Here is a 25,334-nt window from a genome sequence, read left to right as displayed (position 1 = left end):
TCGTAGAGAATGTTTCCGAATTCACCCTTTGAAAGAGACCGATATTCCACGTCAAACGTGCGCGATTCATGGGGTGCGGGCGAGCGCGGCCGCTCCCGCTATTCCCCGTCCGGCTTTGGCACCCGCAATCGCCTCGGCCCCTCCGTCAGCGACTTGAAGACGCCGCGCAGCGTGCGGGCCTCCTGCTCGGTCATTGCAAGCCGGTGCAGGATGTCGCGCAGATTGGCGGTCATGATCTGCTTCTTGCCCGGGGGGAAGAAGCCGCAGGTGTCGAGTTCGCTTTCGAGATAGTCGAACATGGAGAGGACCGTCGCGCGTGTCGCGGGCGGGGAGTCGTTGTGCTCGCGGAAGGGAGGCTCGCCGCTGGTCGCCTTGAACCATTCGTAGCCGGCGAGCAGAACAGCCTGGGCAAGATTGAGCGAGGCGAAGGCCGGATCGACGGGATAGGTCAGGATCGCATCGGCGAAGCTGATCTCCTCATTGGTCAGGCCTATGCGCTCGCGACCGAACAGGATGCCGACCCGCTCGCCCGCAGCGATGCGTTCCGCGAGCGGCGGCATCGCTTCGGCCGGCGTGACCACGCGCTTCATCTGGCCGCGCTCGCGCGCCGTGGTGGCCAGCACATGGTTGAGATCGGCGATGGCGCTCGCCGCATCGGGATAGAGCCGTGCGTTGTCGAGGATATGAGTCGCCCCAGAGGCCGCCGAGGTCGCGCCCTTCTTCAACCCGCCTCCGGTCGGCCAGCCGTCGCGCGGGGCGACGAGGCGCATCTCCGACAGGCCGAAATTCGCCATGGCCCGGGCGCACATGCCGATGTTCTCGGCCATCTGCGGCTCGACCAGGATGACGACCGGGGCGGGTGCCTCGACGGGCGGGCGGGTGCGGTCTGTGCCGGAACCGGGCATGGAAAGGGCTCGCTCTCGTAAACTGAGAGCGAGCCCTTAACCGATCGACCGGCTTCGGCAAGGGCCGTCGGACGGGCGCCTGCTGAACCTGGCCGTCAGGCGCTGCGCCGCATCGGCTGCATGGCGGCCTCGTAGCGCGGTGTCGGAGCCCTGCCGGCCTGTGCGCCGGTGCGGAAGCTGGCGACCAGTCTGTTGAGCTGCTGGATCTGGTTCATCAGGGAGGTGGCCGAGGCCGCGCTTTCCTCGGCCAGCGCGGCGTTCTGCTGGGTCATCTCGTCCATATGCGCGACGGTCTGGCTCATCTCGTCGATGCCGTTCGCCTGCTCCGTCGAGGCGGCGGAGATGTCGGAGACGGTCGCGGAGACCTTCTTCGACGCCTCGACGATCTGGCCGAGTGCTTCGCCGGCCGAGCGCACCAGCGCCACGCCCTGCTCGACCTCGCGACCCGATTCGCTGATCAGCGCGGTGATGTCCTTGGCCGCGTCGCCGGAGCGCTGGGCCAAGGTGCGGACCTCGCTCGCGACGACCGCGAAGCCCTTGCCGGCGTCACCGGCGCGGGCCGCCTCGACCGCCGCGTTCAGCGCCAGAAGATTGGTCTGGAAGGCGATCTCGTCGATCACCGAGGTGATGTCGGAGATCTTCTTGGAGGCCTGTTCGATTCGCGACATCGCCTCGACGGCGTCGGTGACGATGGCGCCGCCCTTCTGCGCGACGGACATCGCCTCCTGGGCCAGCGCCACGGCCTGCCTCGAGGAGTGCGCCGAAGCCTTGACGGAGGCGGCCAGTTCTTCGGTCGTCGCTGCGGTCTCTTCCAGCGAGGAGGCCTGCTCCTCGGTACGCTTCGACAGATCGTCGGCGCCCATATTGATCTCGCGGGCCGAGTTGCCGACATCGGCCGAGGTGGCCTGGATGGTGGAGACGGTCTCGCTCAGCCGGGTGACGGCCGTGTTGAAGTCGTCACGGAGCTTCTGATAGCCCGCTGCAACCTCGGCATCGATGCGGCAGGTCAGATCGCCGCGCGAAAGCAGATCCAGCCCGCCGGCGAGCAACTCCATGACCTGACGCTGTTCCGCGGCGAGGCGCTCCTGCTCGCGGGCATTGGCGACGCGATCGCGCTCGATCTGCTGGCGCTGCGTTTCCGAGGCGCTGCGGGACTGTTCGCTCTCGGCTTCGAGACGCTGCATCTCCAGCCCGTTTTGTTTGAAGACAAGCACGGTTCTGGCCATGTCGCCGATTTCGTCCTTGCGATCGTCTCCCACAACGGCCGTGTCGAAACTGCCGGCAGCGAGCTTGCCCATGGCGAGCTTGAGGCTGTTCAGCGGGCGGGTGACCGTACGCGACGACATCAGAATGGCACCGACGAGTCCCAGCAGCAGCCCTGCAATGCTGGCGACGAGCGTGGCGGCGATGGTGTGGTTGGTCGTCGTCGTCAATTCCTCGGATTTGGCATCGAGGTCCTTGAGCAGCGCCGCGTTGAAGGCAACGAGCTCGTTGACGAGCCCCCGGAGTTTGCCGTCCAGCGTGCTCATAACCGCCAGCGCCCTGGTGTTCTCATCCTGCTCTCCAAGCTGGATGGCCTGGTCGACGGAGGCCTTTAGGCCGCGCGCCTGCGCGACGAAGGCCTCGAAACGCTGCTTCATCTCCGGGAGGAGCGTGGCCGCCTCGGTGAGGTGAGCGAGGGTATCCTTGTATGATGCCTCGCCTTGCACCTTGGCCTCGGCGACCCCAAGCGAGCCGGCGGGGTAGGCGATGACCTTGTAGGTCTGCGCGATCAAGTCGTTTGCCGTCCGCGAGGCGCGCGCATTGGCCAGGATCGCCTTGGGGCGGGTGTCCAGCATGACGGAGTAGTCGGTATCGACTTGCTTCATCTGCTGGCCCGCATAAAGGCAGGCGCTCAGTCCGATCAGGCCGATCGCTACGACGGCACCGACGAATTTCGTGCCGATCTTCATATTGTTGAGGTTCATTGACGGCCATCGCGAACAGAGGTTTCGATGGCTGCGTACATTAAGGAAATGTGGTTAAGTATCCGTAAAAGAAGCGTTTTTGATCAATAAAACTACGATTCCGTGTCCGCTTTTGAGAATGCCTTCGTGTTCTGGCCATTTGGAGGGCAGGTGTCGGGCCCTGCCGGCATCTCAGGCTTGCCGATCCGCCGCCTGCTCCACCGCCCTCATCACGCGCAGCATGTTGCCGCCGGCGAGCTTCTCGAGGTTTTCTTCCGACCAGCCGCGTCGGATCAGTTCCGCCACCAGCGAGGGGAAGACAGTGGTGTCTTCGAGGCCGTCGGGATTGATCCAGCCGAAGAAATCCGAGCCGATGCCGACATGGTCGTGGCCGATGCGGTCCGCGAGATAGTCGAGGTGGTCGCAATATTGTGCCAGCGTCGCCTTCGGCTTCGGACCCGCCTTGCGCTCGATCTCGGCCTCGGCCTTCTCGTAGTCGAGCCCGTCGGGCGTCTTGCCGTACTGATCCTTGGCAGGCTTGTGCCAGTCGCGCGAGGCCTGGTTGATGAAATCGGGCACGAAGGTCGCCATGACGACGCCCCCATTGCCGGCGACCCGATCGAGCACGTCGTCTGGGACGTTGCGCGGGTGGTCGCAGAGCGAGAACGCGTTGGAATGCGACCAGACGACCGGCGCCGAGGTCACGTCTAGCGTGTCGTGCATCACCTTCGGCGAGACATGGGCGAGGTCAACCACCATGCCGAGCTTGTTCATGCGGCCGATCACCTCCTTGCCGAAGGTGGTGAGACCATTGTGCCTGGGCGCGTCGGTCGCGGAATCGCACCAGTCATGGCTGCCATTGTGGCACAGTGTCATCAGTCGGATGCCGAGATCGTAATAGGCGTCGAGCGCATCGAGTTCGTTGTCGAGGGCCGAGCCGTTCTCGATCGTCATGAAGATCGCGATGCGGCCCTCGGCCTTGGCGGCCTCGACATCGGCGGCCGCAAGGCCGGGCCGGAAGATTTCGGCATGGCGCTTCAGCATGTCGCGCATCAGCGCGATGAGCGAGAGTGCGAAGCCGGCCGGGTGCTTGTGATTGGGCGGGACGTAGGCCGCGAAGAACTGCGCGGCGAGCTTGCCGGCCTGCATGCGCGGAATGTCGGTATCGCCCTCGGCATGGATCTTCGTCAGGTCGTAGGCACCGACATCGCCCTTCGCACTGCGGCTCATCTTGATGACGTAGGGCAGGTCGTTATGGCCGTCGATCAGGGGCGCGCGCTCGAGCAGCGCGAGTGCCGCCGTGTAGGCATTGTCCTGGACGGGTGGCGGGGCGATGGCCATGGGAGAACCTTGCATGCGGAATCAGGAAGCGGTGGACACCGTGGCAGGGCTTGCGGCGGTAGGCGAGGGGGTGTCGCGCAGGGCTGTCATCCCGCACGCGCTGCGGCGCGTAGTGCTGCTGCGCAGATGCGGGATCGTCATCAGGATGAGGTGCTCTTATCGTCACGCGGTCCCGTGTCTGCGCAGCAGCGTTTCACGCTGCGGCGCGCACGGGATGACAGCGCCTACCCGAACCGCGCCGGGGCGAAGGGCGTCGGATCGACGAAGACCTTCTGGCCGGTGACCATCTCGGCGATCATGCGGCCGGTGACGGCCGCCAAGGTCAGGCCGTGATGGGCGTGGCCGAAGGAGAACCAGAGGTTCTTGTGCTTCGGCGCCGGGCCGATGATCGGCATCATGTCGGGCGTGCAGGGGCGGCGGCCGAGCCAGGGCTCAGGGTCGAGCCGCTCGCCAAGCGGGAACAGTGTCTTCGCGATCGGCTCGGCACGGGCTAGCTGAACGGGCGTTTTGGGCGCGTCGCGATCGGCGAATTCGGCGCCGGTGGTCAGGCGGACGCCTTGTGCCATCGGGGCGAGGAAATAGCCGCGCTCGGTGTCGAGCACAGGGTGGTTCAGCACAGCGTTGCCGAGCGGCTTGTAGTGCATGTGGTAGCCGCGCTTGACCGCCAGCGGCAGGCGATAGCCGAGCCTGTCGTTGACCATGTCGGCCCAAGGGCCGAGCGCGACGACAGCATCCTTCGCCGTCGCCTTGGTGCCGTCAGCAAGCGTGACGCTCCAGCCCGAAGGATCCTGCGCCAGCGTGCCGGCATCGCCTAGGGCCAGCCTGCCGCCGAGCTTCTCGAACAGCGCGACATAGGCCTTCGACAGTCCGAGCGGATCGATCACGGTAACCGGATCGGTCCAGTGCAGTCCGCCGATCAAGCTCTGGTCGAGATGGGGCTCCTCGGCGCGCAGCGTCGCCACGTCCAGCACCTGGTAGTTCAGGCCGTAGTCGCGGTTCCAGCGCGCGGCCTCGGCCAGGCGCTCGTCCTGCTGGGCGGCGGTGCGGAAGACCTTCATCCAGCCCTTGCGACGCAGCAGCGCGGTCGCGCCGGCTTCCTCCGCCAATGCGTCGTGCTCCGTGACGCAATGCTCGATCAGCGTGGCGTATTTTTTGGCGATGGCCTCGTGCTGCGAGGCACGCGAATGCAGCCAGTAGGACCACAGGAAGGGTGCGAGCTTGGGGATCGCATTCCAGTGGTAATGCGCGTCGATGGTGTTGTTCATCGCGTAGCGGATCAGCGCGCCGAAATCATGCGGGAAGCCGTAGGGGTAGACTCCCTCGCGCTGGATCAGCCCGGCATTGCCGTAGCTGGTCTCCTCGCCCGGGCCGCGCTTGTCGACGAGCAGGACGGAGCGGCCGGCCTTCTGCAGATGCAGCGCCACGGAAATGCCGACGATGCCCGCGCCGAGAACGATCGTATCCGTCTGCATCATCTGCTCCCGAAGCCCGCCACCTTCACGAAAGTAACCGTTTGGCGCGCGATGTCAGCGCCCCGGCAGGTTTTTGCGAGGTTGCATCACGAGTTTCGCAAGATTTGCGCCATGGCGGACAAACTGCCGGGCGGGGGCGTCGTCGGAGGTGGTTCCCCGCAATTTTCTGCGGCGGCAGGTCGCCCCTGCGTCGATGGTGGATGACGCAAGCGGCCGGATCGGCCACAAGTCGTGGTCCTGCCCGCCGGTTCCGGACGTCATGCTGTCGCCTATCGCCGCCTTTCTCGCCTGGCTAGGGCGCCATGGAACGCAGGGTTTCGCGCTGTCGATCTTTCTGGGGCTGGCGCTGCCGCAGTTCTCGGCGGCCGCGCGTCCCGTGCTGCCGGTCACGATCTTCTGCTTCACCACCATCGTGTTCATGCGGGCCGATATCGGCATCATCGCCGGGCTGCTGCGCCGGCCGGCGCGGCTGATCGCGGCCTGTCTATGGCTCGTGGCGGTGCCGGTGCTGCTGATCGGCGGGGCGTTCCTGCTGCTTGGCCGGGCGGCGATCGATCCCGGCCTGCTGCTGGGGCTGGCCATCATGGCCGCGGCGCCGCCGATCATGTCCTCGCCGGCGGTGGCGATCATCTATGGTTTCGAGCCGTCGCTGATCATCGCCAGCGTCATCCTCACCACCGTCGTCAGCCCGGTCGTCGCGCCGCTCCTGGTCGATCTGCTGGCGGGCGCGGCGATCCCGCTCGATCGCAGTCTGCTGACGTGGCGGCTGCTGCTCTTCGTCGGCGGCGGCATGACCGTTGCCGCCATCCTGCGCATGCTGCTCGGCAAGGCGAAGATCACGGCGATGAAGGCCAATCTCGATGGCTTCGGCGTGCTGATGTATTTCATCTTCGCCATCGCCGCGATGGACGGTGTCACGCGCGCAGCCTTCGAAAACCCGGCACAGGTCGCGCTATTCCTGGCCTGCGCCTTCGGCGTCTCGTTGTTCGGGCTTGCGGCGAGCGCGCTCGTGCTGCGCTTCCTGCCGGCTTCGGAGCGCTTCATGGTGGGCTACGGCTCGGGCCAGCGCAATATGGGGATGATCGTCGCCGCGCTCGGGGCCGGCGTTCCGCCCACGACCTTCCTGTTCTTCGCGCTGGCGCAGTTTCCGATCTATCTGATGCCCTGGCTGCTGCGCGGCGTCGCGGGGCGCATCCGGCGACGCGAACAGCCTCCTGCCGCGCGCTGACGACGCCGTTTGCGAGATGTCTCCCGTCATCTGCGGGAGATTTCCATGATCACGCTCTATTCCGGCCCGCTCAGCCTGTTTGCGCGCAAGGTCGAGATCGCGCTCGCCGAGAAGGGACTCCCATATGAGCGCATCATCGTGCCGTTCAACCAGACGACCGGATACGATCCCAGGCACCCCGAGGTGCTGGCGCTGAATCCGAAGGGGCAGGTACCGGTGCTGACCGATTGCGGGCTCGTACTCTACGATTCGACCGTGATCCTCGAATATCTCGAGGACGCCTATCCGCAGCCGCCGCTCTATCCGCCGACACCGGCCGAGCGTGCGCGCTGCCGACTGGATGAACTCTTTGCCGATGAGATCATGCTGGCGGCGCTGAAGCCGCTGATGCATCGCACGGGACCGCGCGCCGTCGAGGCCGATCGGCGGGCCCAGCAGGACGCCGATGCGCTGATCGCCGAGGATTTGTTGACGCGCCACTATGCGAGACTCGACGAGCGGCTGGGCGGAACCGAGTTCTTCGGCGGGATGCTGTCGGCGGCGGACATCGCCCTGTTCATGAGCGTGTTCTTCGCGCTGCGGCTCGGCGGGCCGACGCTTCGCGATTACGAGCGCCTCGAGGCCTGGTATCGCCGGCTCGCGGTCAGGCCGGCCTTCGCGACGGTTGTCGCCGAGATGGAGGAGGCCGACCGGCGCCTCTCGGTTCCGGTGAAACGTCGCTGAAATCCGGGCGCTTTAGATTGCGGCAGGCGCGCACCAGCGCTAAACCGCCAGGCATGAGCGCGCCCATCCGCATCGCCCCCTCGATCCTCTCGGCCGATTTCTCGAAGCTTGGCGAGGAGGTGCGCGCGATCGACGCGGCCGGGGCCGACTGGATTCATTGCGACGTGATGGACGGGCATTTCGTGCCCAACATCACATTCGGCCCCGACGTGCTGAAGGCGATCCGCCCGCACACGAAGAAGCTCTTCGATGTGCATCTGATGATCGCGCCGGTCGATCCCTACATCGAGGCTTTCGCTAAGGCCGGCGCGGACCTGATCTCCTTCCATGTCGAGGCTGGCTCCCATCCGCACCGGACGCTGCAGGCGATCCGGGCGCAGGGCAAGAAGGCCGGCCTCGTGCTCAATCCCGGTACGCCTGAAGGCATGGTCGAGCCGCTGCTCGACGACCTCGACCTGATCCTGCTGATGACGGTCAATCCCGGTTTTGGCGGGCAGAGCTTCATCGCTTCCGTGGTCGAGAAGATCGCCCGCGTGCGCGCCCTGATCGGCGAGCGGCCGATCGAGCTCGAGATCGATGGCGGCGCGACGACCGAGACCGCGCCTTTGGCGGCGAAGGCCGGGGCGAACGTCTTCGTCGCCGGTTCGGCTGTGTTCAAGGGTGGGCCTTCGGCCTATGCCGGCAATATTTCCGCGATCCGCAAGGCGGCCGAGGCCGCGCGCGGGGACTGGGTTTGAACATTCATTGCGCCGTCATTCCGGGCGCAGCGCAGCGGAGACCCGGAATCCATCGTAGGGCACCGACAGCGCTTTATGATGGATTCCGGATCGGCGCCGCTTCGCGGCTTGTCCGGAATGACGGCGCGCTTTGTGAGACGAGGTTTCGATGATCCCGCGCTATTCCCGCCCCGAGATGGTCGCCATCTGGGAGCCGCAGACGCGGTTCCGGATTTGGTTCGAGATCGAGGCGCACGCCACCGACAAGCTCGCCGAACTCGGCGTGGTACCGAAGGAGGCGGCCGCGACGATCTGGGCGAAGGCGAAGGACGCTGTCTTCGACGTCGCGCGCATCGACGAGATCGAGCGCGTCACCAAGCACGACGTCATCGCCTTCCTGACGCATCTGGCCGAGATCGTCGGCCCCGAGGCGCGCTTCGTGCATCAGGGCATGACCTCGTCGGACATTCTCGACACGACGCTTTCGGTGCAACTCGCGCGCGCGACCGATATTCTGATTGCCGATGTCGATGCGCTGCTGGCGGCGATCAAGCGGCGCGCCTTCGAGCACAAGCTGACGCCGACGATCGGCCGGTCGCACGGCATCCACGCCGAGCCCGTGACCTTTGGGCTCAAGCTGGCGCAGGCCTATGCCGAGTTCGACCGCTGCAAGGCCAGGCTGGTCGCCGCCCGTGCCGAGATCGCGACCTGTGCGATTTCGGGCGCCGTCGGTACCTTTGCCAATATCGATCCGAGCGTGGAGGCCTATGTCGCGGAGAAGATGGGGCTGACGGTCGAGCCGGTCTCGACACAGGTCATCCCGCGCGACCGGCACGCGATGTATTTCGCCACGCTCGGCGTCGTCGCGTCTTCGGTCGAGCGGCTGGCGACCGAAATCCGGCATCTGCAGCGCACCGAGGTCTATGAGGCGGAGGAGTTCTTCTCCGTCGGCCAGAAGGGCTCGTCGGCGATGCCGCACAAGCGCAATCCGGTGCTGACCGAAAACCTGACCGGCCTCGCGCGCCTCGTGCGCGGCATGGTGGTGCCGGCGCTGGAGAACGTCGCGCTCTGGCACGAACGCGATATCTCGCATTCCTCGGTCGAGCGCATGATCGGCCCGGACGCCACGGTGACGCTGGATTTCGCGCTGGCGCGGCTGACCGGCGTCGTCGACAAGCTGCTGATCTATCCGCACAACATGCGCAAGAACCTCGACAAGCTCGGCGGGCTGCACAATTCGCAGCGCGTGCTGCTGGCGCTGACCCAGGCCGGCGCGAGCCGCGAGGAGAGCTACAGCCTCGTACAGCGCAACGCGATGCGGACCTGGGAGCACGGCGAGGATTTTTTGACCAACCTCAAGGCCGACGCCGAGGTGACGGCAAAGCTTTCAGCCGCCGAGCTGGAGGCGATGTTCGACGAGGGCTACCATTTCAAGCATGTCGATACGATTTTCGCGCGGGTGTTCGGGGAGCTTTGAACGCCTCTGGTATCCTGCGGAAGCGGCTTTAACTGAACGGCCATGAAAACCTCCGACACTGACATCCTCATCATCCCCGGCTGGTCCGGGTCCGGGCCTGACCACTGGCAAAGCCGCTGGCTGGCCAGGCTCTCGACGGCGCGGCTGGTCGAGCAGGACGACTGGTTGAAGCCGAGACGGGACGCTTGGGGCGGGCGCATCGTCGAGGCCGTACGGGCGGCGAGCCGGCCGGTCGTGCTCGTCGGACATTCCGCCGGCGTCAGCGCGATCGCACACGCGGCCGAGCATCTGAAGCCCGGCGAGGTCGCCGGCGCCTTTCTGGTGGCGCCTCCTTCGGAGGCGGCCAAGCTCGCGCTGCCCGATATGGCCGCCGATTTCGCCGAGCATCGGCGTCAGCTTCTGCCTTTTCCGGCGACCGTGATCGCAAGCGCGACCGACCCCTATTGCGACCAGGACGAGGCGCGCGCTCTGGCGGCGGCCTGGGGCGCGGATTTCGTCGATGCCGGCGACAGCGGCCATCTCAACAGCGACTCGGGACATGGGCCCTGGCCCGACGGCCTTCTGCAATTCGCGGGCTTTCTCAGACGTTTGGGCTGAGAAGCTGACACGGCCTGTCATTCCGGGGCGCTGCGCAGCAGCGAACCCGGAATCCACGACCGGGGGAGCATTTCCAACAGCATCTGTAAGGTTCACCCGGTCGTGGGTTCCGGGTTCTTCGCTTTGCGAAGCCCCGGAATGACAAAGAAAAACCCGCCCCGGATCGCTCCGGGGCGGGTCTCTTGTTCAGAGGCTTCGATCAGCCGACGAGATCAGTTCTCGATATAGGTGATCTTGCCGTCCGCGCCCTTCTTCCAGGTGTACATGGTGTAGTCGGGGCGGGTGATGTCGCCCTTCTTGTCGAAGGCGATGTCGCCGATGACGGTCTTTACCGCAGCCGCGCCATGCAGGGCGGCGGCGATCTTCTTGGGATCGACCGAGTTCGCGCGCTTGGCGCCTTCGGCCATGATCTGCACGGCTGCGTAGCTGTACAGGGTGTAGGCCTCGGGCTTGAACTTCTTCGCTTCGAACTTCTGGATGATCGAAGCCGCCTCGGGACGCTTCTGCGGGTCCGGCGGGAAGGTCATCAGCGTGCCTTCGACGCCGGGGCCGCCGATCGTGGCGAACTCGTCGGTGGTGATGCCGTCGCCCGAGATCATCACGGTCTTGAGGCCCTGATCGCGCATCTGGCGCACGACCAGACCGCCTTCGGTGTGCAGGCCACCCCAGTAGAGATAGTCGGCGCCGACCGATTTCAGCTTGGAGATGAGCGCCGAGAAGTCCTTCTCGCCGGCGTTGACGCCTTCATAGAGCACGTCCTTAATACCGGCCTTGACCAGACCCTTGCGGGTTTCGTCAGCGAGGCCCTGTCCGTAAGTGGTCTTGTCGTGGACGACGGCGATCTTCTTGTCCTTGAGGTTCTTGGCGATGTAGGCCGCCGCGACCTCGCCCTGCTGGTCGTCGCGACCGCAGGTGCGAAAGACGTTCCAGAGCCCGCGCTCGGTGATCTTCGGGTTGGTGGCCGAAGGCGAGATCATCAGGATGCCGTTTTCGGCATAGACTTCCGACGCCGGCATGGTGACGCCGGAGTTGAAGTGGCCGACCACCAGCTTGACGCCGTCGCCGACGAACTTGTTGGCGACGGAGACGCCCTGCTTGGGATCGGAGACGTCGTCGCCGACCGAGAGAACGAGCTTCTGGCCGAGAATGCCGCCGGCCGCGTTGATGTCCTCGACCGCCTGTTCGGTGCCGTTCTTGAGCTGGGCGCCGAAGGCCGCATTGGGACCCGTGATCGGACCGGCGACGCCGATCTTGATCTGGGCATTGGCCACGCCGGAGAAGGCGAGGACCGCGCCGAGCGCGATACCGCTCAACAGCAGTTTTTTCATCGAGTAAGACTCCCCTGTCTTGTCAATCATGAACGGGCTGGATGGTCCGCCCGTCTCGGCGCGTGTTGCCACCGTGAAACGCAGTCTTGCGCTTTTTCAACGGTCTGTCACGTGTCAAGCTCGTGTGATTTCTGCGTCTTTAGGCCGTTGTGGAGCCGCCTTCGCGCGGCTTCCAGCTGAATGGGCCGGTCCGCTCATAGAGCCAGCGATACTGCGTCGTCATCTGCTTGGCGCGGTTGTAGCGCCAGCCGGCAAAGCCGAAAGCCATCAGGATGATGGTGTCGACGATGTAGTAATGCAGCGTCAGCAGGGTCGCCTCGAACAGGGCGAAATGGATGAAGCGCACGACCAGCCCGAGCACCAGCATGTAGAGCACGATCTGGTAGGTCGGCTTCCAGGTCTTGGCGACGGCGCGGCCCGACATCCAGGCGAGCCAGCCGCCCATCACGACGGTGACGAGCAGGAACAGCCAGATCGTCGGTTCTTCGTAGAGGATGCCCTGCATCGTCAGTGCCTCCCGCCTTCGAGATAGGCCGCCCGGACCTGTGGGTTGGCGAGCAGGTCCTTGCCGGTGCCGCTCATGGTGACGACGCCGTTGACCATGACATAGCCGCGATGAGCGAGTTTCAGGGCATGGAAGGCATTCTGCTCGACCAGGAAGACGGTCAGGCCTTCGGTTTTGTTGAGCTCGCGGATCGCCTCGAAGATCTGCTTGACGATCAGCGGGGCTAGTCCGAGCGAGGGCTCGTCGAGCAGCAGGAGCTTGGGCCGCGCCATCAGGGCGCGTGCAATCGCCACCATCTGCTGCTCGCCGCCCGACAGCGTACCGCCGCGCTGCTGCAGGCGCTCCTTGATGCGGGGAAACAGCACGCAGATCTTTTCGAGGTCCTCGTCGAAATGCTCGAGGCCGCGCACGGCCGCGCCCATCTGCAGGTTCTCGAACACGGTCATGCGCGGGAAGATGCGGCGGCCTTCCGGCGACTGGGCGATGCCCAGGCGCGCGATCTCGTGGCTCGGCATCTTCGTGATGTCGCGGCCCTCATAGGTGATGGTGCCTTCGCGCGCCTGCGGATTGCCGAAGATCGTCATCATCAAGGTGGATTTGCCGGCGCCGTTGGCGCCGATCATGGTGACGATCTCGCCCTGGCGGACGTCGATATCGACGCCCTTCAGCGCGATGATCTTGCCATAGTAGGTCTTGACGCCGCGTACGGCGAGCATCGGGGCGGCTTCAGTCATGCGATGCCGACCTCCGCTTCCACCGCCGCGACCTCTTCGTCGTCGACGCCGAGATAGGCCGCGATCACCTTCGGATCGGCCTGGACTTCAGCCGGCGTGCCGTCGGCGATCTTGGTGCCGTAGTCGAGCACGACGACATGGTCGGAGATTTCCATCACCACCGACATGTCGTGCTCGATCAGCAGCAGCGCCGTACCGATATCCTTGCGGATCGAGAGCAGCAGGTTGTTGAGGTCGAGGCTTTCGCGCGGGTTGAGGCCGGCTGCGGGCTCGTCGAGGCAGAGCAGCTGCGGATCGGTGCACATGGCGCGCGCGATTTCGAGCCGGCGCTGGTCGCCATAGGGCAGATCGGCGGCGGGGTCGTCGGCGCGGTCGATGAGGCCGATCTTCTCGAGCCAGAACGTCGCCTTCTCGATCGCCTCCTTCTCGCGGGCCTTGTAGCCGCCGATGCCGAGGACGCCGAGGAAGGTGTAGCCCGACGCGATCATCAGCGGGTTGTGCTGCGCGACCAGCAGGTTCTCCAGCACGGTCATGCCGCCGAACAGGCGGATGTTCTGGAAGGTGCGGGCGACCTTGGCCTTCCAGGAGATCTGGAAGTCGGGCATCCGCTCCAGCAGGAAGGCCGCGCCTGAATCCTGCGTGAGCGTCATCATGCCTTCGGTCGGCTTGTAAAAGCCGGTGATGCAGTTGAAGACGGTGGTCTTGCCGGCGCCGTTGGGGCCGATCAGGGCGGTGATGTCGCCCTTGCGGGCCTCGAAGGAGAGGTCGTTGACGGCGGTCAGGCCGCCGAAGCGCATCGTCAGATGCTCGACTTGCAGCAAGGGTTTTTGGAGAAGGGCAGGGGTCGCCATCAGCCGTGACCCTCCTGGACCATGTCGGCCGAGATCGTCTTCTTCTCCTTCAGGAAGGCGGTGGGTTCGCGCGTCGAGATCAGGCCGCGCGGCTTCCAGATCATGATCACCACCATGGCCAGCCCGAAGATCAGCATGCGATACTTGGTCGGGTCGAAGTCCTGGCCGAAGATCTGCTTCAGCCAGTCGAGTTCGCGCAGCAGTTCGGTGCCGCCGATCATGGCGATGGCGGCGATGGCGCAGCCCCAGAGCGAGCCCATGCCGCCGAGCACGACGATGGCGAGGATGATCGCCGATTCCATGAAGACGAAGGATTCAGGGCTGATGAAACCCTGCCGCGCCGAGAAGAAGGCGCCGGCGAAGCCGCCGAACATGGCGCCGATCGAGAAGGCGGTCAGTTTCGTGTTCGTGGTGTTGATGCCGAGCGAGCGGCAGGCGATCTCGTCTTCGCGCAAAGCTTCCCAGGCGCGGCCGACGGGGAGGCGGCGCAGCCTCAGCGTCACGAAGGCGGTCAACAGCGCCAGGCACAGGATCAGATAGTAGAGGAAGATCGTGCGATAGAGCGGCGAGAATTCGAGCCCGAAGACGGCGGCGAAGCCCGTATCGCTGGCGTTGAACGGGATGCCGAAGAAGCTCGGGCGCGGAATGCCGGAGATGCCGGCATAGCCGCCGGAGAAATCGACCCAGTTGATCAGGACGAGGCGGATGATCTCGCCGAAGGCGAGCGTGACGATGGCGAGATAGTCGCCGCGCAGGCGCAGCACCGGGAAGCCGAGCAGCATGCCCCAGAAGGCGGCGAGAATGCCCGAGAGCGGCAGCAGAACCCAGAAGGACAGGCCGAAATTCTTCGCCAGCAGCGCGTAGGAATAGGCGCCCACCGCATAGAAGGCGACGTAGCCGAGATCAAGCAGTCCGGCGAGGCCGACCACGATGTTAAGGCCCCAGCCGAGCATGACGTAGATCAGGATCTGGACGCCGAAATTGTCGATCCATTTCAGCGCGCCGCCCCAGCCGGTCAGCGTGATCGCAATAATGGGGAAGGTGACGAGGAAGCCCAGTCCCAAAGCTGAGAAGGTGCGCGAATGGCGCTGCAGCCAGGCGAAGGTGCCATGCGGCAGGAAGCGCACCAGCGACTGCCGCTCGGCCTTGCCCTGGGCGCGCAGGGCCACCAGGAAACGGCCGACGAAGACGATCGCGACCGCCCAGGCGACGGCGTCCCAGCGCTGGTCGAGCACCAGCACGTTGTCCATGTTCTGGCGCGTGCCCCAGGCGATGATCGGGATGCACAGGCCGAAGGTTATCAGCGCCGCGAAAGCCGCTTCCTTGAGCGCGGCCTTCATGTCGCGCTCGCGCGCCGCAGGTGTCGGGATGGCTGTCATCGCGTCAGACCTTCTCGACTTCGGGCCGGCCCAGGATGCCCGAGGGCATGAAGACCAGCACGATCGCCAGGATGCAGAATGCCGCGACATCCTTGTAGTCGATGGTGAAATAAGCCGACCACATCACCTCGATCAGGCCGATCAGGAGGCCGCCGATGACGGCGCCGGGCAGGGAGCCGATGCCGCCGAGTACGGCGGCGGTGAAGGCCTTCACGCCGGGGATGAAGCCGTCATTGAAGCTCACCACGCCGTAGAGGACGAGATACATGACGCCGGCGACGGCGGCGAGCGCCGCGCCCATGACGAAGGTGATCGAGATCGTGCGGTCGACGTCGATGCCGAGCAGAGCCGCCATCTTGCGGTCCTGCTCGCAGGCGCGCTGGGCCCGGCCGAGCGGCGTCTTCTGGACGATGTACCAGAAGGCGGCGAGCAGCACGGCGGTCGTGACGATGATGACGATCTGCTTGTAGGAGATCTGGACAGAATAGGTCGTGCTCTCGATCAGCGTGATCGACTTGTTGAGCATCGGCGCCGTCGATTTGTTGCGCGGGCCCTGCACGACCTGGACGAAGTTCATCAGGAAGATCGACATGCCGATCGCCGAGATCAGCGGGGCGAGGCGGAAGGAGCCGCGCAGTGGCCGGTAGGCGACGCGTTCGATCGCCCAGTTCCACAGCGAGGTGAAGAACATCGCCAGGACGAGGACGACGATCAGCGCCACGACGATCAGCCCCGCACCGAACCAGGAGGCGATCAGCATGAAGAAGATCAGCGCGATGAAGGCCGACAGCATGAAGATGTCGCCATGGGCGAAATTCACCATGCCGATGATGCCGAAAACCATCGTGTAGCCGATGGCGATGAGGCCGTAGATCGACCCCAGGGTCAGCCCGTTGATGAGCTGCTGGAGAAACACTTCCATATCGACGACCGACCCCTCTCGTTCGCTCCCGTTCTTCTCGACGGCATGACGCCGGCGCATGCGGGATGCGATTGCTACGCAGAGCTACCAATGCCTTGCGGGTTCGACAATCGCGCCGGCTTAAATTTCTGTCAAAAGCAATCTGGCGCGCACTGCCGGTTTCTTGTGCACTCTTCTGTGCGGCCAAGAGGCGATTTCGCGCAAGATGATTGCAAGGTGGGCATGCTGGCGGGCGTTCGTGTGAGCGATGAACATGGGTCGAGAGCTTTAGCCCTTGTCCGCCAGCTGGAACCCGTGCGCCAGCGGGTCGCGGTCGTCGATGAAGATGGTGTTGTAGCCGGTCATGCGGGCCCAGCCCTCGATCGAGGGGATGATCGCGTCGTGGGGGCCGACCTTGGCCGTGGCCTCGACGCGCCCCCTGAAGAGCGTGCCGATGATGCTTTCATGGACGAACTCGTCGCCGACCTTGAGTTTCCCCTGGGCCGCCCATTGCGCCATGCGTGAGGAGGTGCCGGTGCCACAGGGCGAGCGATCCAGTGCCTTGTCGCCGTAGAAGACCGCGTTGCGGGCATGGGCGCCGGCGACCGTCGGCGCGCCGGTCCAAAGGATATGACTCAGGCCGTTGATGGCCGGATTCTCCGGATGGACGAACTGGTATTTCGCATTCAGCGCAGCGCGCAGCTTCGGACTCCAGCGCAGCAGATCGGATGGATTCACCTCGGCGATGTCATGGATTGCCTCCTGCGGATCGACGATCGCGTAGAAATTGCCGCCATAGGCGACATCGACGTTGACCTCACCAAGGCCCTCGACATGGGCGGTCAGACCGCTCGCATGGAGGTAGCTCGCGATGTTGGTGATGCGGACGCTGTCGACATAGGGCCCGTTGCGGATATAGGTCGCGGTCACGAGGCCAGCCGGCGTGTCGATCTTCAGAACGCCCTCCTGGCGCGGCGTCACCAGCCCGCGCTCCAGTGCCATCGTGACGGTGCCGATCGTGCCGTGGCCGCACATCGGCAGGCAGCCGGAGGTCTCGATGAAGAGGAAGGCGATGTCGGCGTCATCGCGCGTCGGCGGGTAGAGGATCGCGCCCGACATCATGTCGTGGCCGCGCGGCTCGAACATCAGCCCGGTCCGGATCCAGTCGAAGCGGCTGAGGAAATCCGCCCGCTTCTCGACCATGTCGGCGCCCTTCAGCACCGGGCCACCGCCCGTGACCATGCGCACGGGATTGCCGCAGGTGTGGCCGTCGACGCAGAAGAAGGTGTGAGTTGTCATGGGTTTGGCTCTGTCGGCTGAAAGATCGATTCAGAAGCGGCGTGGGCTGTAATAGCTCATATCGAGCGCCGGCTCGCGGCCGGCGACGAGATCCACGACGAGGCTGGCGGTCGCGGCCGACTGCGTCATCCCGTAATGTCCGTGCCCGAAGGCATAGACGACATTGTGGTTTCGGCTGGCCCGGCCGATGACCGGCAGCGAATCGGGCAGAGACGGACGAAAGCCCATCCAGAGCGTGCCGCTCTCGAAGCGCGGGAGCCCGCCGACCAGCGTCGAGGCCTTGTCGTAGAGCGCCCGCGTGCGGGCATGGTTTGGGGCTGCGTCCAGCCCGCCGAACTCGACCGCGCCGCCGATGCGCAGGCCGCTTTCGAGTGGCGTCATGACGAAGCCGTGGCCTTCGAACCCGATCGGGCGTGAGGTCAGGCCGGTGACGCCCGGAAAACTGACGTTGTAGCCGCGCTCGGTGTCGAGTGGCACGGTATCGCCGAGCGCTGCCGCCAGCGGCCTCGACCAAGCGCCGGCCGCCATCACGACCTTATCCACGACGCGCTGCCAGCCGTCGGGGCCGATCAGGGCAGGGCGCTCGCCGGTCGAGATGTTGGTGACGTCGGCCTTCTCGAACGTCGCGCCACGGGCCACGGCCGCTTCGAACAGAGCCAGCGTCAGCTGCAGGGGGTCGCTGATATGGGCGGTGTCGGGATGGAAGGCCGCGCCCACGAAGCGGTCCTTCAGGGCGGGCTCGAGCCGGCGCAGTTCGGGTGCGTCGATCATCTCGACCCTGATACCGAACTCGGCCTGCCTGCGCGCGATCTTGCCGGCCTCGTCGAAAGCGGCCTTGTCGGTGAAGGCGTAGAGCCCGCCCTTGCGATGGATGTGGTGGTTCAGGCCGGTCAGTTCGGCCCGGGCGAGCCAGGCCGGCAAGGCGCGCTGCTGCAGGGCGGCAAGCCCCCGAATCGAGCGCTCATAAGCGTCGGGCCGCGCCGCCAGCAGAAAGCGGACGAGCCATGGCAGGAGCTTCGGCAGATAGGCTGGGCGGATCGAGAGCGGGCCGAGAGGGTCAAACAGGAATTTAGGCACCTGCCGCAGGTTCTTGGGACTTGCGATCGGCAGGATGTCGGTGTGGGCCATCCATCCGGCATTGCCGCGCGAGGGGCCGAAAGCCGGACCGTGCCGGTCGATGATCAGGACCTTGTGCCCCTCGTCGAGCAGCGCGTGCGCGACGGCGACCCCGACGATGCCTGCGCCGACGATCGCGACCTTCATGGCAGCTGGAGTTCCTGCAATGCCGAGGGCTTCTTGATCTCGATCTCGACGAAGGCAATCGGATGAGGCGAGCCGTTCATGACGTCGTGCTCGATGCCGGCGGGGCGCATATAGGCCTGCCCCTGAGCCAGCGGCACGTCGGTCTCGGTCTTGCCGTCATGGATGCGCAGCGTTCCGGCCATCAGCATCACGACGAAATAGGGCCAGCCATGGCTGTGCCAACCCGTGACGGCGCCAGGCTCGAAATCCCGGCGCGTGATCCGGATGGCGCCGTCGTCCTGCTGGACGGTTGGAAGGGCCGGTATATCGCAGGTGAAGGCCATCGAAACTCCGATCCTGAGCGAGGCCATGCGAGGCGCGACCGCGTCATTGAAACCGATCGCGAGCGACCAGTCTGATCCTCATGGACCTGCCAAACAGCGGCAAGCCCATCCTGGCATGCGGGCCGGATACCGCCGCGTCACGACAAATCCGCCTTGCTTGCCGGGCCGTTTCATCTTCAAAATGAAGGCAATGTCCGGAAACCGATTTGATCAGGTGATATATCAATGATCCTTTGCGCGTCAATCCTGCCCCGGCGGGCGTGTCTTGTTCGATGAGCTTGCAGTTCCTGTCCAACCCACGCTCCGCCGATGACGCGCCTGGAGCATTGCAGTCCGATGTTGGGCTAAGCCTGTCCGAAATCGCCTATCGCCGCCTCGAAGAGGCGATCGTGACGCTGTCGCTAAGGCCGGGCGCCGCTTTGACGGAGGCGCAACTGATCGACCTCGTCGGCGTCGGTCGTACGCCGGTGCGCGAGGCGCTGATCCGGCTGGCCCAGCACGGTCTCGTCGCGATCTTGCCTCGCAAGGGCGTCGTGGTCGCCGACATCAATGCGATCGATATCATGGCGGCGCTCGATGCGCGCGAGGTGCTCGAGCGGCTGATCGCGGCGGATGCGGCCAGACGCGCCAGCCCGCGGGAGCGCATCGCGATCGTCGAAGGGGCACGCGAGATGCGGCTCGCGGCGGAAGCAGGCGACGCGAACGCCTATATGCGGCTCGACAAGGCGTTCGACGCCGCCGTCGCGGCTGCCGCCCGAAGTCCCTATGCGACGCGCGCGGTCGAGCCGTTGCAGGCGCTGATCCGGCGGGCCTGGTACCATTTCGAGCGGCAGGACGATCTCATGCCGGCCGCTGCCCATCATGTCGCCTTCGCCCAGGCGCTGGCGACCGCCGACCCCCCTGCCGCGATGGCAGCCAGCGACGCGCTGATGGCGCATCTGAGGAGCGGCCTGTTGGCGACCCTCGCGCGGGAGTAGGGGCGGGAGCTGGCAGCGATATATCTGCTTGGCCGGTGCCGGGACGTTTGTGGTGCGATCCTGCGATACATGCTAGCGTCTTACGGTTCGTCGATCGATCCGGAGGAAGCAGGGATGAACGCCCGGGCAAGGCTCTCGTCGAAGTTCCAGATCAGCGTTCCCAAATCCGTCAGGATCGCTCAGGCATGGCAGGCTGGACAGGAATTCGTGTTCATTCCCAAGGGCACCGGCGTCCTCGTGATCCCCGCGCCGGAGCTCGACGATCTGCGCGGCGTCGCCCGTGGAGCGCGGGGTAACGGCTATCGTGACCGAAAAGACCGTGTCTGATGCGCGTCGTCGATACGTCGGCGTGGATCGAGTGGCTGATGGACTCGCATACGGGCGCGCAACTCATGCCGTTCTGGCCGGCGCGCGACGAGACGATCGTTCCGACGCTTGTGCAGTTCGAGTTGGCGAAATGGGTGACGCGCGAGATTTCGGAAGACGCAGCCGACCGCCTGATCGCCTATACCCAGACCTGCCGCGTTGTTCCGCTGGATACGGGCATTGCCCTGCTCGCCGCCGACCTGGGCCGGCTTCACAAGCTGGCGACGGCCGACGCGATTATCTATGCGACAGCGTTGGAGCAGGGTGGCGACTGCTGACCTGCGACAGGCATTTCGAAGGCCTGGACCACGTTGTGCTGGTCGCCAAGGACAGTGCCTGACGGGGGTAGCCATGGGCTGCGGACTCCCCCGAGTGCATTCGTCTTCCGGCTCAGACGGTCGTGATCGTGCCAGCCTTCGACAGCAGAAGCCGGTGTCCGGCGAGATTTCCTTGCTCGGACGCCGACACTCGCATGGCCGGCGGCACGGGCCAGCCCATCTCGCGGGCGACGATGAGGCCCAGCAGCAGGATCGCGTCGGGCGCGTCCATCAGGATCGCGGCGGGGGCCTTGCCGGCATGGACGAGTTCGAGCAGCACGGCGGACGCCGAGGAGGAGCCAATGGTGCCCGGCAGCGCCAGCACGGTACCGGCGATGCATTCGCCGCGTTGCGGATGGCGCGCATCGATGATCGTGCCGCTGCGCGGGTCGATGCCGCCCCAGAAGCTGATCGGGGCGGTCAGTGCCAGGCATGGCCCGGAGACGGCCTCGCCGGGGATCAGGATGTCGGCCGTCAGCTCCATGCGCGCGGCTCCCTGACGAGTCGCCCGGCGACGGCGCTCTCGACGCATTCGGCCAGCGAGCCATAGGTCACGGCGTAGCCGGTATTGCCGGGCGCGTAATGCGCGAACTTGCCGGAATTGGTCATCAGCACCGCGCCCTGGATTTCGGGCAGGATCGGGGTGACGACGACGCAGGTGTCGACGACGAAGACGACGCCGGCGCTTTCCAGCTCGGCGCGGCGGCCGTCGGCGAGCGGCCCGACGACGTGGCGGCCGGTGTTGGCGTAGAGCGGCACCGCGAGCCTGCGCCCGGCGAGCCTGTCGCGGACCTCCTCGATCTCGGCAAGCGAGAGATGGGGCGATCCGATCGCGACCGCGTCGATGCGTTGCGTATCGCCCGCGGTCGAGAGACGCGCCAGTGTCGCGTGCACGGCCTCGGGCGTCAGCCTGATGGTTTCCTGGGCGGGTTGGTGTCCGAGCGCCGTGGCGAGATCAGGCGCCTCCGGCGTCACGCCCGCAATGTGGAAGAGGCCGACGCCTCCAGCCGAGGCGGCCGCCGCACCAAGCGCCTTCAGCCGGTCCTCGGTGGTGCAGCCCTGCAGGCCGTCGATCACCGCGACCGCGCTGCCCGCGGTGCGGCCGAGAAAGGTGCCGAGCACGGGATAGAACACGTCCGAGGCGCGCAGGGCGCGCGACAGGCCGCCAACGTCGATCACCAGAGTGGCGAGCCGGTTTTCCGGCCGGTGCAGACCGTAGTCGGGAGCGCAGCCGGCGATGGCGCAGGCGATGTCGAGAAAGTCGCCATAGCGGTTGGTGCGGGCGCCGAGCACCGAATTGCAGAAGACGACCGCGTTGGATTCGCCCCAGGCGACGTCGGTCCCGGCGTCCGGCCGGTGACCGGCCTGATAGGGCGCGCAGGTCCAGCTCGGCTCGCAGCCCATCGCCTCATAGGCTGTCATCATGCGCCGCGCCATCCCGCGCTCATGAGCGGGGAGCCGGATCGCGGCGCAGCCGGCGGGCGAAAGGGAGCCGACGTTCAGCGTCGCGCGCACCGCGACCCTGGCGCCGCCCTCGACCAGTTTTTCGGCGAAAAGCGTGCCGGAATCACCGTGGTAGAGTGCGCCGTCGATATGGGCCGAGGCGACCGGGATCAGCCGGGGCGCACCCATCAGCCTCGCCGAGTCCGCGACGATGCGCATCGCCATGGCGGCGCCGGCGCCCCGGGCGCCACCGGCGATAGCCTGCTCCTCGGGGGTGAGCCGCGTCATGGGGCGAGAATCGCTCGATACCGGGCTTGCGCCGCCTCCCAGTCTCGCATCTCTCGTCGCGGGGCGCGGTTGCAGGCTATCGTCACCGATCATCCCTTGTGCGCATCGCCGCTTTCCGATCATGGGTAGTGGCCGCTCATGCTTGGATAGACCCGAGGCCGGTCTGGCCGCAACATGAGCCGGAGAGCTGCAGATGAGATCGAGGGAGTGACGCCATGGCGATGACGATGAATGGCGAGGTCACCTTGCCGGCCTCCAAGGAGGTGGTCTGGGCCAAGCTAAACGATGCCGAGGTGCTGAAGGCCTGCATTCCCGGTTGCGAACAGCTCAACAAGGACGACGACACGCATTTCTCGGCCGTGGTGAAGATCAAGCTCGGGCCGGTGAAAGCGACGTTCAAGGGCAAGGTCGAACTCGTCGATCTCGATCCGCCCAATGGCTACCGGATCCAGGGCGAGGGCGAGGGCGGAATCGCCGGTTTCGCCAAGGGTGGTGCGAAGGTGGGGCTGACCGAGGTGGACGGCGGACAGACCGTGCTGCGCTACGATGTCGAGGCGCAGGTCGGCGGCAAGCTGATGCAGCTCGGCGCAAGGCTGATCGATTCGGTGTCGAAGAAGCTGGCCGACGAATTTTTCGCCAATTTCGCCAAGGCGGTCAGCGAAGGCTGAGCCGCCGCGAACGAAGCGGGGCCTCAGGATGCGCGGCGAAGCGTCGCCAGCGCCTCGCCGACGGTGGCTTCCGCGGCTCCGACCTGAAGCGCGATGTCGGAGGCGGCAAGGTTGGCGCGCTCCAACGCCTTTGCCGTCGTGACCAGGCTGCCATTGACGGCGTCGGCGCGCGAAATCGCCTCGTCGGAGCTGTCTGCCACGTCCGACGCGTCGCGGGCGATCGTCGCCGTGACCGAACCCTGCTGGAAGACGGCGTCCGAGATCGCCTGCGAATCCAGCCTGATCTCGCCGATCGTCCCGCCGATCGAAGCCGCATGGGCGCTGCAGGCCTGAGCGCTGGCAGCGAGCTCGGCGATCTGGCTGGCGATGTCCTGGGTCGCGCTCGCCGTCTGAGTCGCCAGCGATTTGACCTCGGCCGCCACCACCGCGAACCCGCGACCGGCCTCGCCGGCGCGGGCCGCCTCGATCGTCGCGTTCAGCGCCAGAAGATTGGTCTGCGCGGCAATATCGGCGATCAGGCCGACGACCGTGCCGATGCTCCCGGTGACGTCGCGCAGCCGGGCGATAGCCAGGTTCATCGCCTGCGCATCATCGACTGCACGGTTCGCGATGGCCAGACTCTGATGGGCCCGCTGGCCGATTTCGGCGATGTTGGCCGACATTTGCTCGGTCGCGGCGGCTGTCTGCAGCGCCTTTTCGCGGACGAGCACCGAAGCGCGCGCCACTCCGCCGACCTGTTCCTTGATGAAGGCGGTCGCCTCGGCGGTTTCCGCCGAGGTCGCGACGAACTGTTCGACTGCGCTGCTGATTGTGGCGTCGAGCGTGCCGATCCGTGCCCGCAGGCTCACCGCGGCCTCGTCGAGCGCCGTCTCGCGGCGCCCGGCCTCTTCCGCTGCGATGTCCCGATCGAGGGTGATCGCCGTGTTGATGTCGTAGGTGAGAAGACGTTCGATGATGTAGAGGTCGCGTCTCAGCTGCTTCGGCGACAGGATCGCGGCCTTGCGGCTCCCGAGCAGAATTTCCTTGATCAGGGTCAGGGCGATGGAAACCCGCGGACGCGGGCCGACCTTGGCGCTGCGCTCCAAACGGCACAGGCGGTCGATCGACTCGCTGTAGCGGCTGTCGAAGGCGCCTTCGAAAAGCAGCCTGAAGTGGCTGGCTTCGAGCGGATAGAGCGTGTCGGCCACAGGCTCGACGCTGTCGCGCAATATCGGATGGATCGTGAAGGCTCGCTCGAAATCCTCGGCAATGATCCGATCGATCACCCGATCGACGATCGCGAGATGATATTGCAGCCTTGCGCGCTGCGCATCGCCATAGCCGATCGTGCGCAAGCGGCGTTGGATCTGGTCATCGATCGACAGCACGGCCCAACCCATCATGGCGCCGACGGATCGACCGCGACGCCGGCTCAGCTTGGTTGGACCGCGTTAAGAATGTCCAAAGGGTATCACGGGCGGTTGCGCTGCGCGCGCATGGGCATATGGGCTTGAACGATGCGAGCGCGCAAAAACGCGCGGAAAACGCAATCAAACGCGCTGTTGTCGGAATCCACCGCCGCTTGACCGCACAAAATCGCGGGTCCACATTCCCTTTCGAGCTGTTCCAAGGAAAAGCTGACTCTTTTCGAACCGGTGGTTCGACGAGAGGCTTCAAGCGCAACGGCCGACGCGACGTCTCAAGCCGGGCGCGAGACCCGGGTTAAAGGAGGAATGCCCATGGCCCTAGTTTCCATGACGGTGAACGGCAAAGCCGTCACCGGCACGATCGACCCCCGGACATTGCTGGTTCAATTCCTGCGCGAGAACCTTCGCCTGACGGGAACGCATGTCGGTTGCGACACCAGCCAGTGCGGCGCCTGCGTGGTGCATGTCGACGGCAAGGCGGTGAAGGCCTGCACGATTCTGGCGGTCTCGCTCGAGGGTGCCTCGGTGATGACGATCGAGGGGCTGGCCGTGAACGGCACGCTACACCCGATGCAGGAGGCCTTTCGCGAGCATCACGGCCTGCAATGCGGCTTCTGCACCCCCGGCATGATTATGTCCTCCGTCGATATCGTGAACCGGCGCGGCAGCGTGCTGGACGAAAAGACGATCCGCGAGGACCTCGACGGCAACATCTGCCGCTGCACGGGCTACCACAACATCATCAAGGCCGTCGCCGCCGGAGCCGAGGCGATGGGCGGGCAGGCGATGGACAAGAAGGAACCGCCTCGCCAGGCGGCTGAGTGAAGGGCCTGCGAGTGAGACGCTGCGGCCCGCGCTATCCCGTGCGGGCCTTGTCTTGA

24 protein-coding genes and 2 pseudogenes are annotated in these 25,334 nt (G+C 65.6%); 10 read left to right on the top strand and 16 right to left on the bottom strand.

Going from position 1 to position 25,334, the window contains the following annotated elements; all coding sequences use genetic code 11:
- Window positions 1–98: 98 nt before the first annotated feature.
- The 4 genes from AXW83_RS09505 to AXW83_RS09490 form a co-directional block, all read right to left on the bottom strand.
- Window positions 99–905, bottom strand: a complete 807-nt coding sequence (locus AXW83_RS09505) for an RNA methyltransferase (protein WP_066612626.1) — start codon at window positions 903–905, stop codon at window positions 99–101.
- A gap of 95 nt (window positions 906–1,000) precedes the next feature.
- Window positions 1,001–2,872, bottom strand: coding sequence for a methyl-accepting chemotaxis protein (locus AXW83_RS09500; protein WP_066612625.1), 1,872 nt, complete (start codon window positions 2,870–2,872; stop codon window positions 1,001–1,003).
- A gap of 171 nt (window positions 2,873–3,043) precedes the next feature.
- A complete protein-coding gene (locus AXW83_RS09495) occupies window positions 3,044–4,192 on the bottom strand; it encodes a dipeptidase (protein ID WP_066612623.1) in 1,149 nt (382 codons plus the stop codon).
- A 224-nt stretch (window positions 4,193–4,416) separates the two neighbouring features.
- Complete coding sequence (locus AXW83_RS09490) at window positions 4,417–5,664, bottom strand: NAD(P)/FAD-dependent oxidoreductase (protein ID WP_066620231.1); 1,248 nt, start codon at window positions 5,662–5,664, stop codon at window positions 4,417–4,419.
- Window positions 5,665–5,923: 259 nt separating this feature from the next.
- Here AXW83_RS09490 and AXW83_RS09485 point away from each other — a divergent pair, with 259 nt between their 5' ends.
- The 5 genes from AXW83_RS09485 (at window position 5,924) to AXW83_RS09465 (ending at window position 10,405) form a co-directional block, all read left to right on the top strand.
- Complete coding sequence (locus AXW83_RS09485; RefSeq protein WP_156639904.1) at window positions 5,924–6,892, top strand: hypothetical protein; 969 nt, start codon at window positions 5,924–5,926, stop codon at window positions 6,890–6,892.
- 45 nt (window positions 6,893–6,937) lie between these two features.
- Window positions 6,938–7,615, top strand: a complete 678-nt coding sequence (locus tag AXW83_RS09480; protein ID WP_236841871.1) for a glutathione S-transferase family protein — start codon at window positions 6,938–6,940, stop codon at window positions 7,613–7,615.
- Between the two features lie 53 nt (window positions 7,616–7,668).
- Complete coding sequence (gene rpe / locus AXW83_RS09475; protein WP_066612621.1) at window positions 7,669–8,352, top strand: ribulose-phosphate 3-epimerase; 684 nt, start codon at window positions 7,669–7,671, stop codon at window positions 8,350–8,352.
- Window positions 8,353–8,500: 148 nt separating this feature from the next.
- Window positions 8,501–9,808 carry an adenylosuccinate lyase gene (purB, locus tag AXW83_RS09470; RefSeq protein WP_066612620.1) on the top strand — a complete coding sequence of 436 codons (1,308 nt, stop codon included), beginning with the start codon at window positions 8,501–8,503 and terminating at the stop codon, window positions 9,806–9,808.
- A 42-nt stretch (window positions 9,809–9,850) separates the two neighbouring features.
- Window positions 9,851–10,405 carry an RBBP9/YdeN family alpha/beta hydrolase gene (locus AXW83_RS09465; RefSeq protein WP_066612618.1) on the top strand — a complete coding sequence of 185 codons (555 nt, stop codon included), beginning with the start codon at window positions 9,851–9,853 and terminating at the stop codon, window positions 10,403–10,405.
- A gap of 212 nt (window positions 10,406–10,617) precedes the next feature.
- On the opposite strand, the gene AXW83_RS09460 is transcribed toward AXW83_RS09465, so the two are convergent.
- The 9 genes and pseudogenes from AXW83_RS09460 to AXW83_RS09420 all read right to left on the bottom strand — a co-directional run bounded on the left by AXW83_RS09460 (window position 10,618) and on the right by AXW83_RS09420 (window position 18,988).
- Window positions 10,618–11,733 carry a branched-chain amino acid ABC transporter substrate-binding protein gene (locus AXW83_RS09460; RefSeq protein ID WP_066612617.1) on the bottom strand — a complete coding sequence of 372 codons (1,116 nt, stop codon included), beginning with the start codon at window positions 11,731–11,733 and terminating at the stop codon, window positions 10,618–10,620.
- A gap of 139 nt (window positions 11,734–11,872) precedes the next feature.
- Window positions 11,873–12,238 (bottom strand): DUF6867 family protein, encoded by a 366-nt coding sequence (locus tag AXW83_RS09455; protein ID WP_066612616.1) that lies wholly within the window; start codon window positions 12,236–12,238, stop codon window positions 11,873–11,875.
- A gap of 2 nt (window positions 12,239–12,240) precedes the next feature.
- Window positions 12,241–12,972 (bottom strand): ABC transporter ATP-binding protein, encoded by a 732-nt coding sequence (locus AXW83_RS09450; protein WP_066612615.1) that lies wholly within the window; start codon window positions 12,970–12,972, stop codon window positions 12,241–12,243.
- 26 nt (window positions 12,973–12,998) lie between these two features.
- Window positions 12,999–13,823 (bottom strand): annotated as a pseudogene (locus tag AXW83_RS09445) (ABC transporter ATP-binding protein); the annotation flags it as partial.
- On the bottom strand, window positions 13,823–15,202 hold the full coding sequence (gene livM, locus AXW83_RS09440) for a high-affinity branched-chain amino acid ABC transporter permease LivM (protein WP_156639902.1): 1,380 nt from the start codon (window positions 15,200–15,202) through the stop codon (window positions 13,823–13,825). The pseudogene AXW83_RS09445 and the gene livM, both read right to left, overlap by 1 nt.
- 4 nt (window positions 15,203–15,206) lie before the next feature.
- Complete coding sequence (locus tag AXW83_RS09435) at window positions 15,207–16,124, bottom strand: branched-chain amino acid ABC transporter permease (protein ID WP_066612612.1); 918 nt, start codon at window positions 16,122–16,124, stop codon at window positions 15,207–15,209.
- Between the two features lie 267 nt (window positions 16,125–16,391).
- Complete coding sequence (locus AXW83_RS09430) at window positions 16,392–17,402, bottom strand: 4-hydroxyproline epimerase (RefSeq protein WP_066612611.1); 1,011 nt, start codon at window positions 17,400–17,402, stop codon at window positions 16,392–16,394.
- 30 nt (window positions 17,403–17,432) lie between these two features.
- A complete protein-coding gene (locus tag AXW83_RS09425; protein ID WP_066612610.1) occupies window positions 17,433–18,665 on the bottom strand; it encodes an NAD(P)/FAD-dependent oxidoreductase in 1,233 nt (410 codons plus the stop codon).
- On the bottom strand, window positions 18,662–18,988 hold the full coding sequence (locus AXW83_RS09420; protein WP_066620222.1) for a cupin domain-containing protein: 327 nt from the start codon (window positions 18,986–18,988) through the stop codon (window positions 18,662–18,664). The genes AXW83_RS09425 and AXW83_RS09420 overlap by 4 nt, the downstream gene beginning before the upstream one ends.
- Before the next feature lie 272 nt (window positions 18,989–19,260).
- On the opposite strand from AXW83_RS09420, the gene AXW83_RS09415 reads away from it, so the two are divergent.
- From AXW83_RS09415 to AXW83_RS09405, 3 genes and pseudogenes are all read left to right on the top strand, one after another.
- The gene (locus AXW83_RS09415) at window positions 19,261–19,965 is read left to right on the top strand and encodes a GntR family transcriptional regulator (protein WP_082767041.1); all 705 of its coding nucleotides are present in this window, start codon (window positions 19,261–19,263) and stop codon (window positions 19,963–19,965) included.
- A gap of 114 nt (window positions 19,966–20,079) precedes the next feature.
- Window positions 20,080–20,292 (top strand): AbrB/MazE/SpoVT family DNA-binding domain-containing protein, encoded by a 213-nt coding sequence (locus AXW83_RS09410; protein ID WP_066612607.1) that lies wholly within the window; start codon window positions 20,080–20,082, stop codon window positions 20,290–20,292.
- Window positions 20,292–20,671: pseudogene (locus AXW83_RS09405) on the top strand (type II toxin-antitoxin system VapC family toxin). Before AXW83_RS09410 ends, AXW83_RS09405 begins: the two are co-directional and overlap by 1 nt.
- 50 nt (window positions 20,672–20,721) lie before the next feature.
- Here the strand turns inward: AXW83_RS09405 and AXW83_RS09400 are convergent.
- Window positions 20,722–21,132 carry an aconitase X swivel domain-containing protein gene (locus AXW83_RS09400; protein ID WP_066612604.1) on the bottom strand — a complete coding sequence of 137 codons (411 nt, stop codon included), beginning with the start codon at window positions 21,130–21,132 and terminating at the stop codon, window positions 20,722–20,724.
- The gene (locus tag AXW83_RS09395; protein ID WP_082767040.1) at window positions 21,123–22,379 is read right to left on the bottom strand and encodes an aconitase X; all 1,257 of its coding nucleotides are present in this window, start codon (window positions 22,377–22,379) and stop codon (window positions 21,123–21,125) included. Before AXW83_RS09395 ends, AXW83_RS09400 begins: the two co-directional genes overlap by 10 nt.
- A 215-nt stretch (window positions 22,380–22,594) precedes the next feature.
- Here AXW83_RS09395 and AXW83_RS09390 point away from each other — a divergent pair, with 215 nt between their 5' ends.
- Window positions 22,595–23,047 (top strand): SRPBCC family protein, encoded by a 453-nt coding sequence (locus AXW83_RS09390; protein WP_066612602.1) that lies wholly within the window; start codon window positions 22,595–22,597, stop codon window positions 23,045–23,047.
- A gap of 23 nt (window positions 23,048–23,070) precedes the next feature.
- On the opposite strand, the gene AXW83_RS09385 is transcribed toward AXW83_RS09390, so the two are convergent.
- Window positions 23,071–24,414: a methyl-accepting chemotaxis protein gene (locus AXW83_RS09385; protein WP_168166079.1), complete on the bottom strand. Its 1,344-nt coding sequence runs from the start codon at window positions 24,412–24,414 to the stop codon at window positions 23,071–23,073.
- Between the two features lie 351 nt (window positions 24,415–24,765).
- On the opposite strand from AXW83_RS09385, the gene AXW83_RS09380 reads away from it, so the two are divergent.
- Window positions 24,766–25,278, top strand: a complete 513-nt coding sequence (locus AXW83_RS09380) for a (2Fe-2S)-binding protein (RefSeq protein WP_066612600.1) — start codon at window positions 24,766–24,768, stop codon at window positions 25,276–25,278.
- The last annotated feature ends 56 nt before the right edge of the window (window positions 25,279–25,334 follow it).

The organism is Bosea sp. PAMC 26642 (assembly GCF_001562255.1).
Classification (GTDB): Bacteria; Pseudomonadota; Alphaproteobacteria; order Rhizobiales; family Beijerinckiaceae; genus Allobosea.
The sequence above is the reverse complement of the archived record's forward strand: the minus strand, read 5'-3'. Positions and strand labels throughout refer to the sequence as shown.

Bases quoted from the DNA above. Each gene is read 5' to 3' on its own strand.
- AXW83_RS09505 (WP_066612626.1), bottom strand. From the start codon at position 905: ATGCCCGGTTCCGGCACAGACCGCACCCGCCCGCCCGTCGAGGCACCC.
- AXW83_RS09500 (WP_066612625.1), bottom strand. From the start codon at position 2,872: ATGAACCTCAACAATATGAAGATCGGCACGAAATTCGTCGGTGCCGTC.
- AXW83_RS09495 (WP_066612623.1), bottom strand. From the start codon at position 4,192: ATGGCCATCGCCCCGCCACCCGTCCAGGACAATGCCTACACGGCGGCA.
- AXW83_RS09490 (WP_066620231.1), bottom strand. From the start codon at position 5,664: ATGCAGACGGATACGATCGTTCTCGGCGCGGGCATCGTCGGCATTTCC.
- AXW83_RS09485 (WP_156639904.1), top strand. From the start codon at position 5,924: ATGCTGTCGCCTATCGCCGCCTTTCTCGCCTGGCTAGGGCGCCATGGA.
- AXW83_RS09480 (WP_236841871.1), top strand. From the start codon at position 6,938: ATGATCACGCTCTATTCCGGCCCGCTCAGCCTGTTTGCGCGCAAGGTC.
- rpe (WP_066612621.1), top strand. From the start codon at position 7,669: ATGAGCGCGCCCATCCGCATCGCCCCCTCGATCCTCTCGGCCGATTTC.
- purB (WP_066612620.1), top strand. From the start codon at position 8,501: ATGATCCCGCGCTATTCCCGCCCCGAGATGGTCGCCATCTGGGAGCCG.
- AXW83_RS09465 (WP_066612618.1), top strand. From the start codon at position 9,851: ATGAAAACCTCCGACACTGACATCCTCATCATCCCCGGCTGGTCCGGG.
- AXW83_RS09460 (WP_066612617.1), bottom strand. From the start codon at position 11,733: ATGAAAAAACTGCTGTTGAGCGGTATCGCGCTCGGCGCGGTCCTCGCC.
- AXW83_RS09455 (WP_066612616.1), bottom strand. From the start codon at position 12,238: ATGCAGGGCATCCTCTACGAAGAACCGACGATCTGGCTGTTCCTGCTC.
- AXW83_RS09450 (WP_066612615.1), bottom strand. From the start codon at position 12,972: ATGACTGAAGCCGCCCCGATGCTCGCCGTACGCGGCGTCAAGACCTAC.
- livM (WP_156639902.1), bottom strand. From the start codon at position 15,202: ATGACAGCCATCCCGACACCTGCGGCGCGCGAGCGCGACATGAAGGCC.
- AXW83_RS09435 (WP_066612612.1), bottom strand. From the start codon at position 16,124: ATGGAAGTGTTTCTCCAGCAGCTCATCAACGGGCTGACCCTGGGGTCG.
- AXW83_RS09430 (WP_066612611.1), bottom strand. From the start codon at position 17,402: ATGACAACTCACACCTTCTTCTGCGTCGACGGCCACACCTGCGGCAAT.
- AXW83_RS09425 (WP_066612610.1), bottom strand. From the start codon at position 18,665: ATGAAGGTCGCGATCGTCGGCGCAGGCATCGTCGGGGTCGCCGTCGCG.
- AXW83_RS09420 (WP_066620222.1), bottom strand. From the start codon at position 18,988: ATGGCCTTCACCTGCGATATACCGGCCCTTCCAACCGTCCAGCAGGAC.
- AXW83_RS09415 (WP_082767041.1), top strand. From the start codon at position 19,261: ATGAGCTTGCAGTTCCTGTCCAACCCACGCTCCGCCGATGACGCGCCT.
- AXW83_RS09410 (WP_066612607.1), top strand. From the start codon at position 20,080: ATGAACGCCCGGGCAAGGCTCTCGTCGAAGTTCCAGATCAGCGTTCCC.
- AXW83_RS09400 (WP_066612604.1), bottom strand. From the start codon at position 21,132: ATGGAGCTGACGGCCGACATCCTGATCCCCGGCGAGGCCGTCTCCGGG.
- AXW83_RS09395 (WP_082767040.1), bottom strand. From the start codon at position 22,379: ATGACGCGGCTCACCCCCGAGGAGCAGGCTATCGCCGGTGGCGCCCGG.
- AXW83_RS09390 (WP_066612602.1), top strand. From the start codon at position 22,595: ATGGCGATGACGATGAATGGCGAGGTCACCTTGCCGGCCTCCAAGGAG.
- AXW83_RS09380 (WP_066612600.1), top strand. From the start codon at position 24,766: ATGGCCCTAGTTTCCATGACGGTGAACGGCAAAGCCGTCACCGGCACG.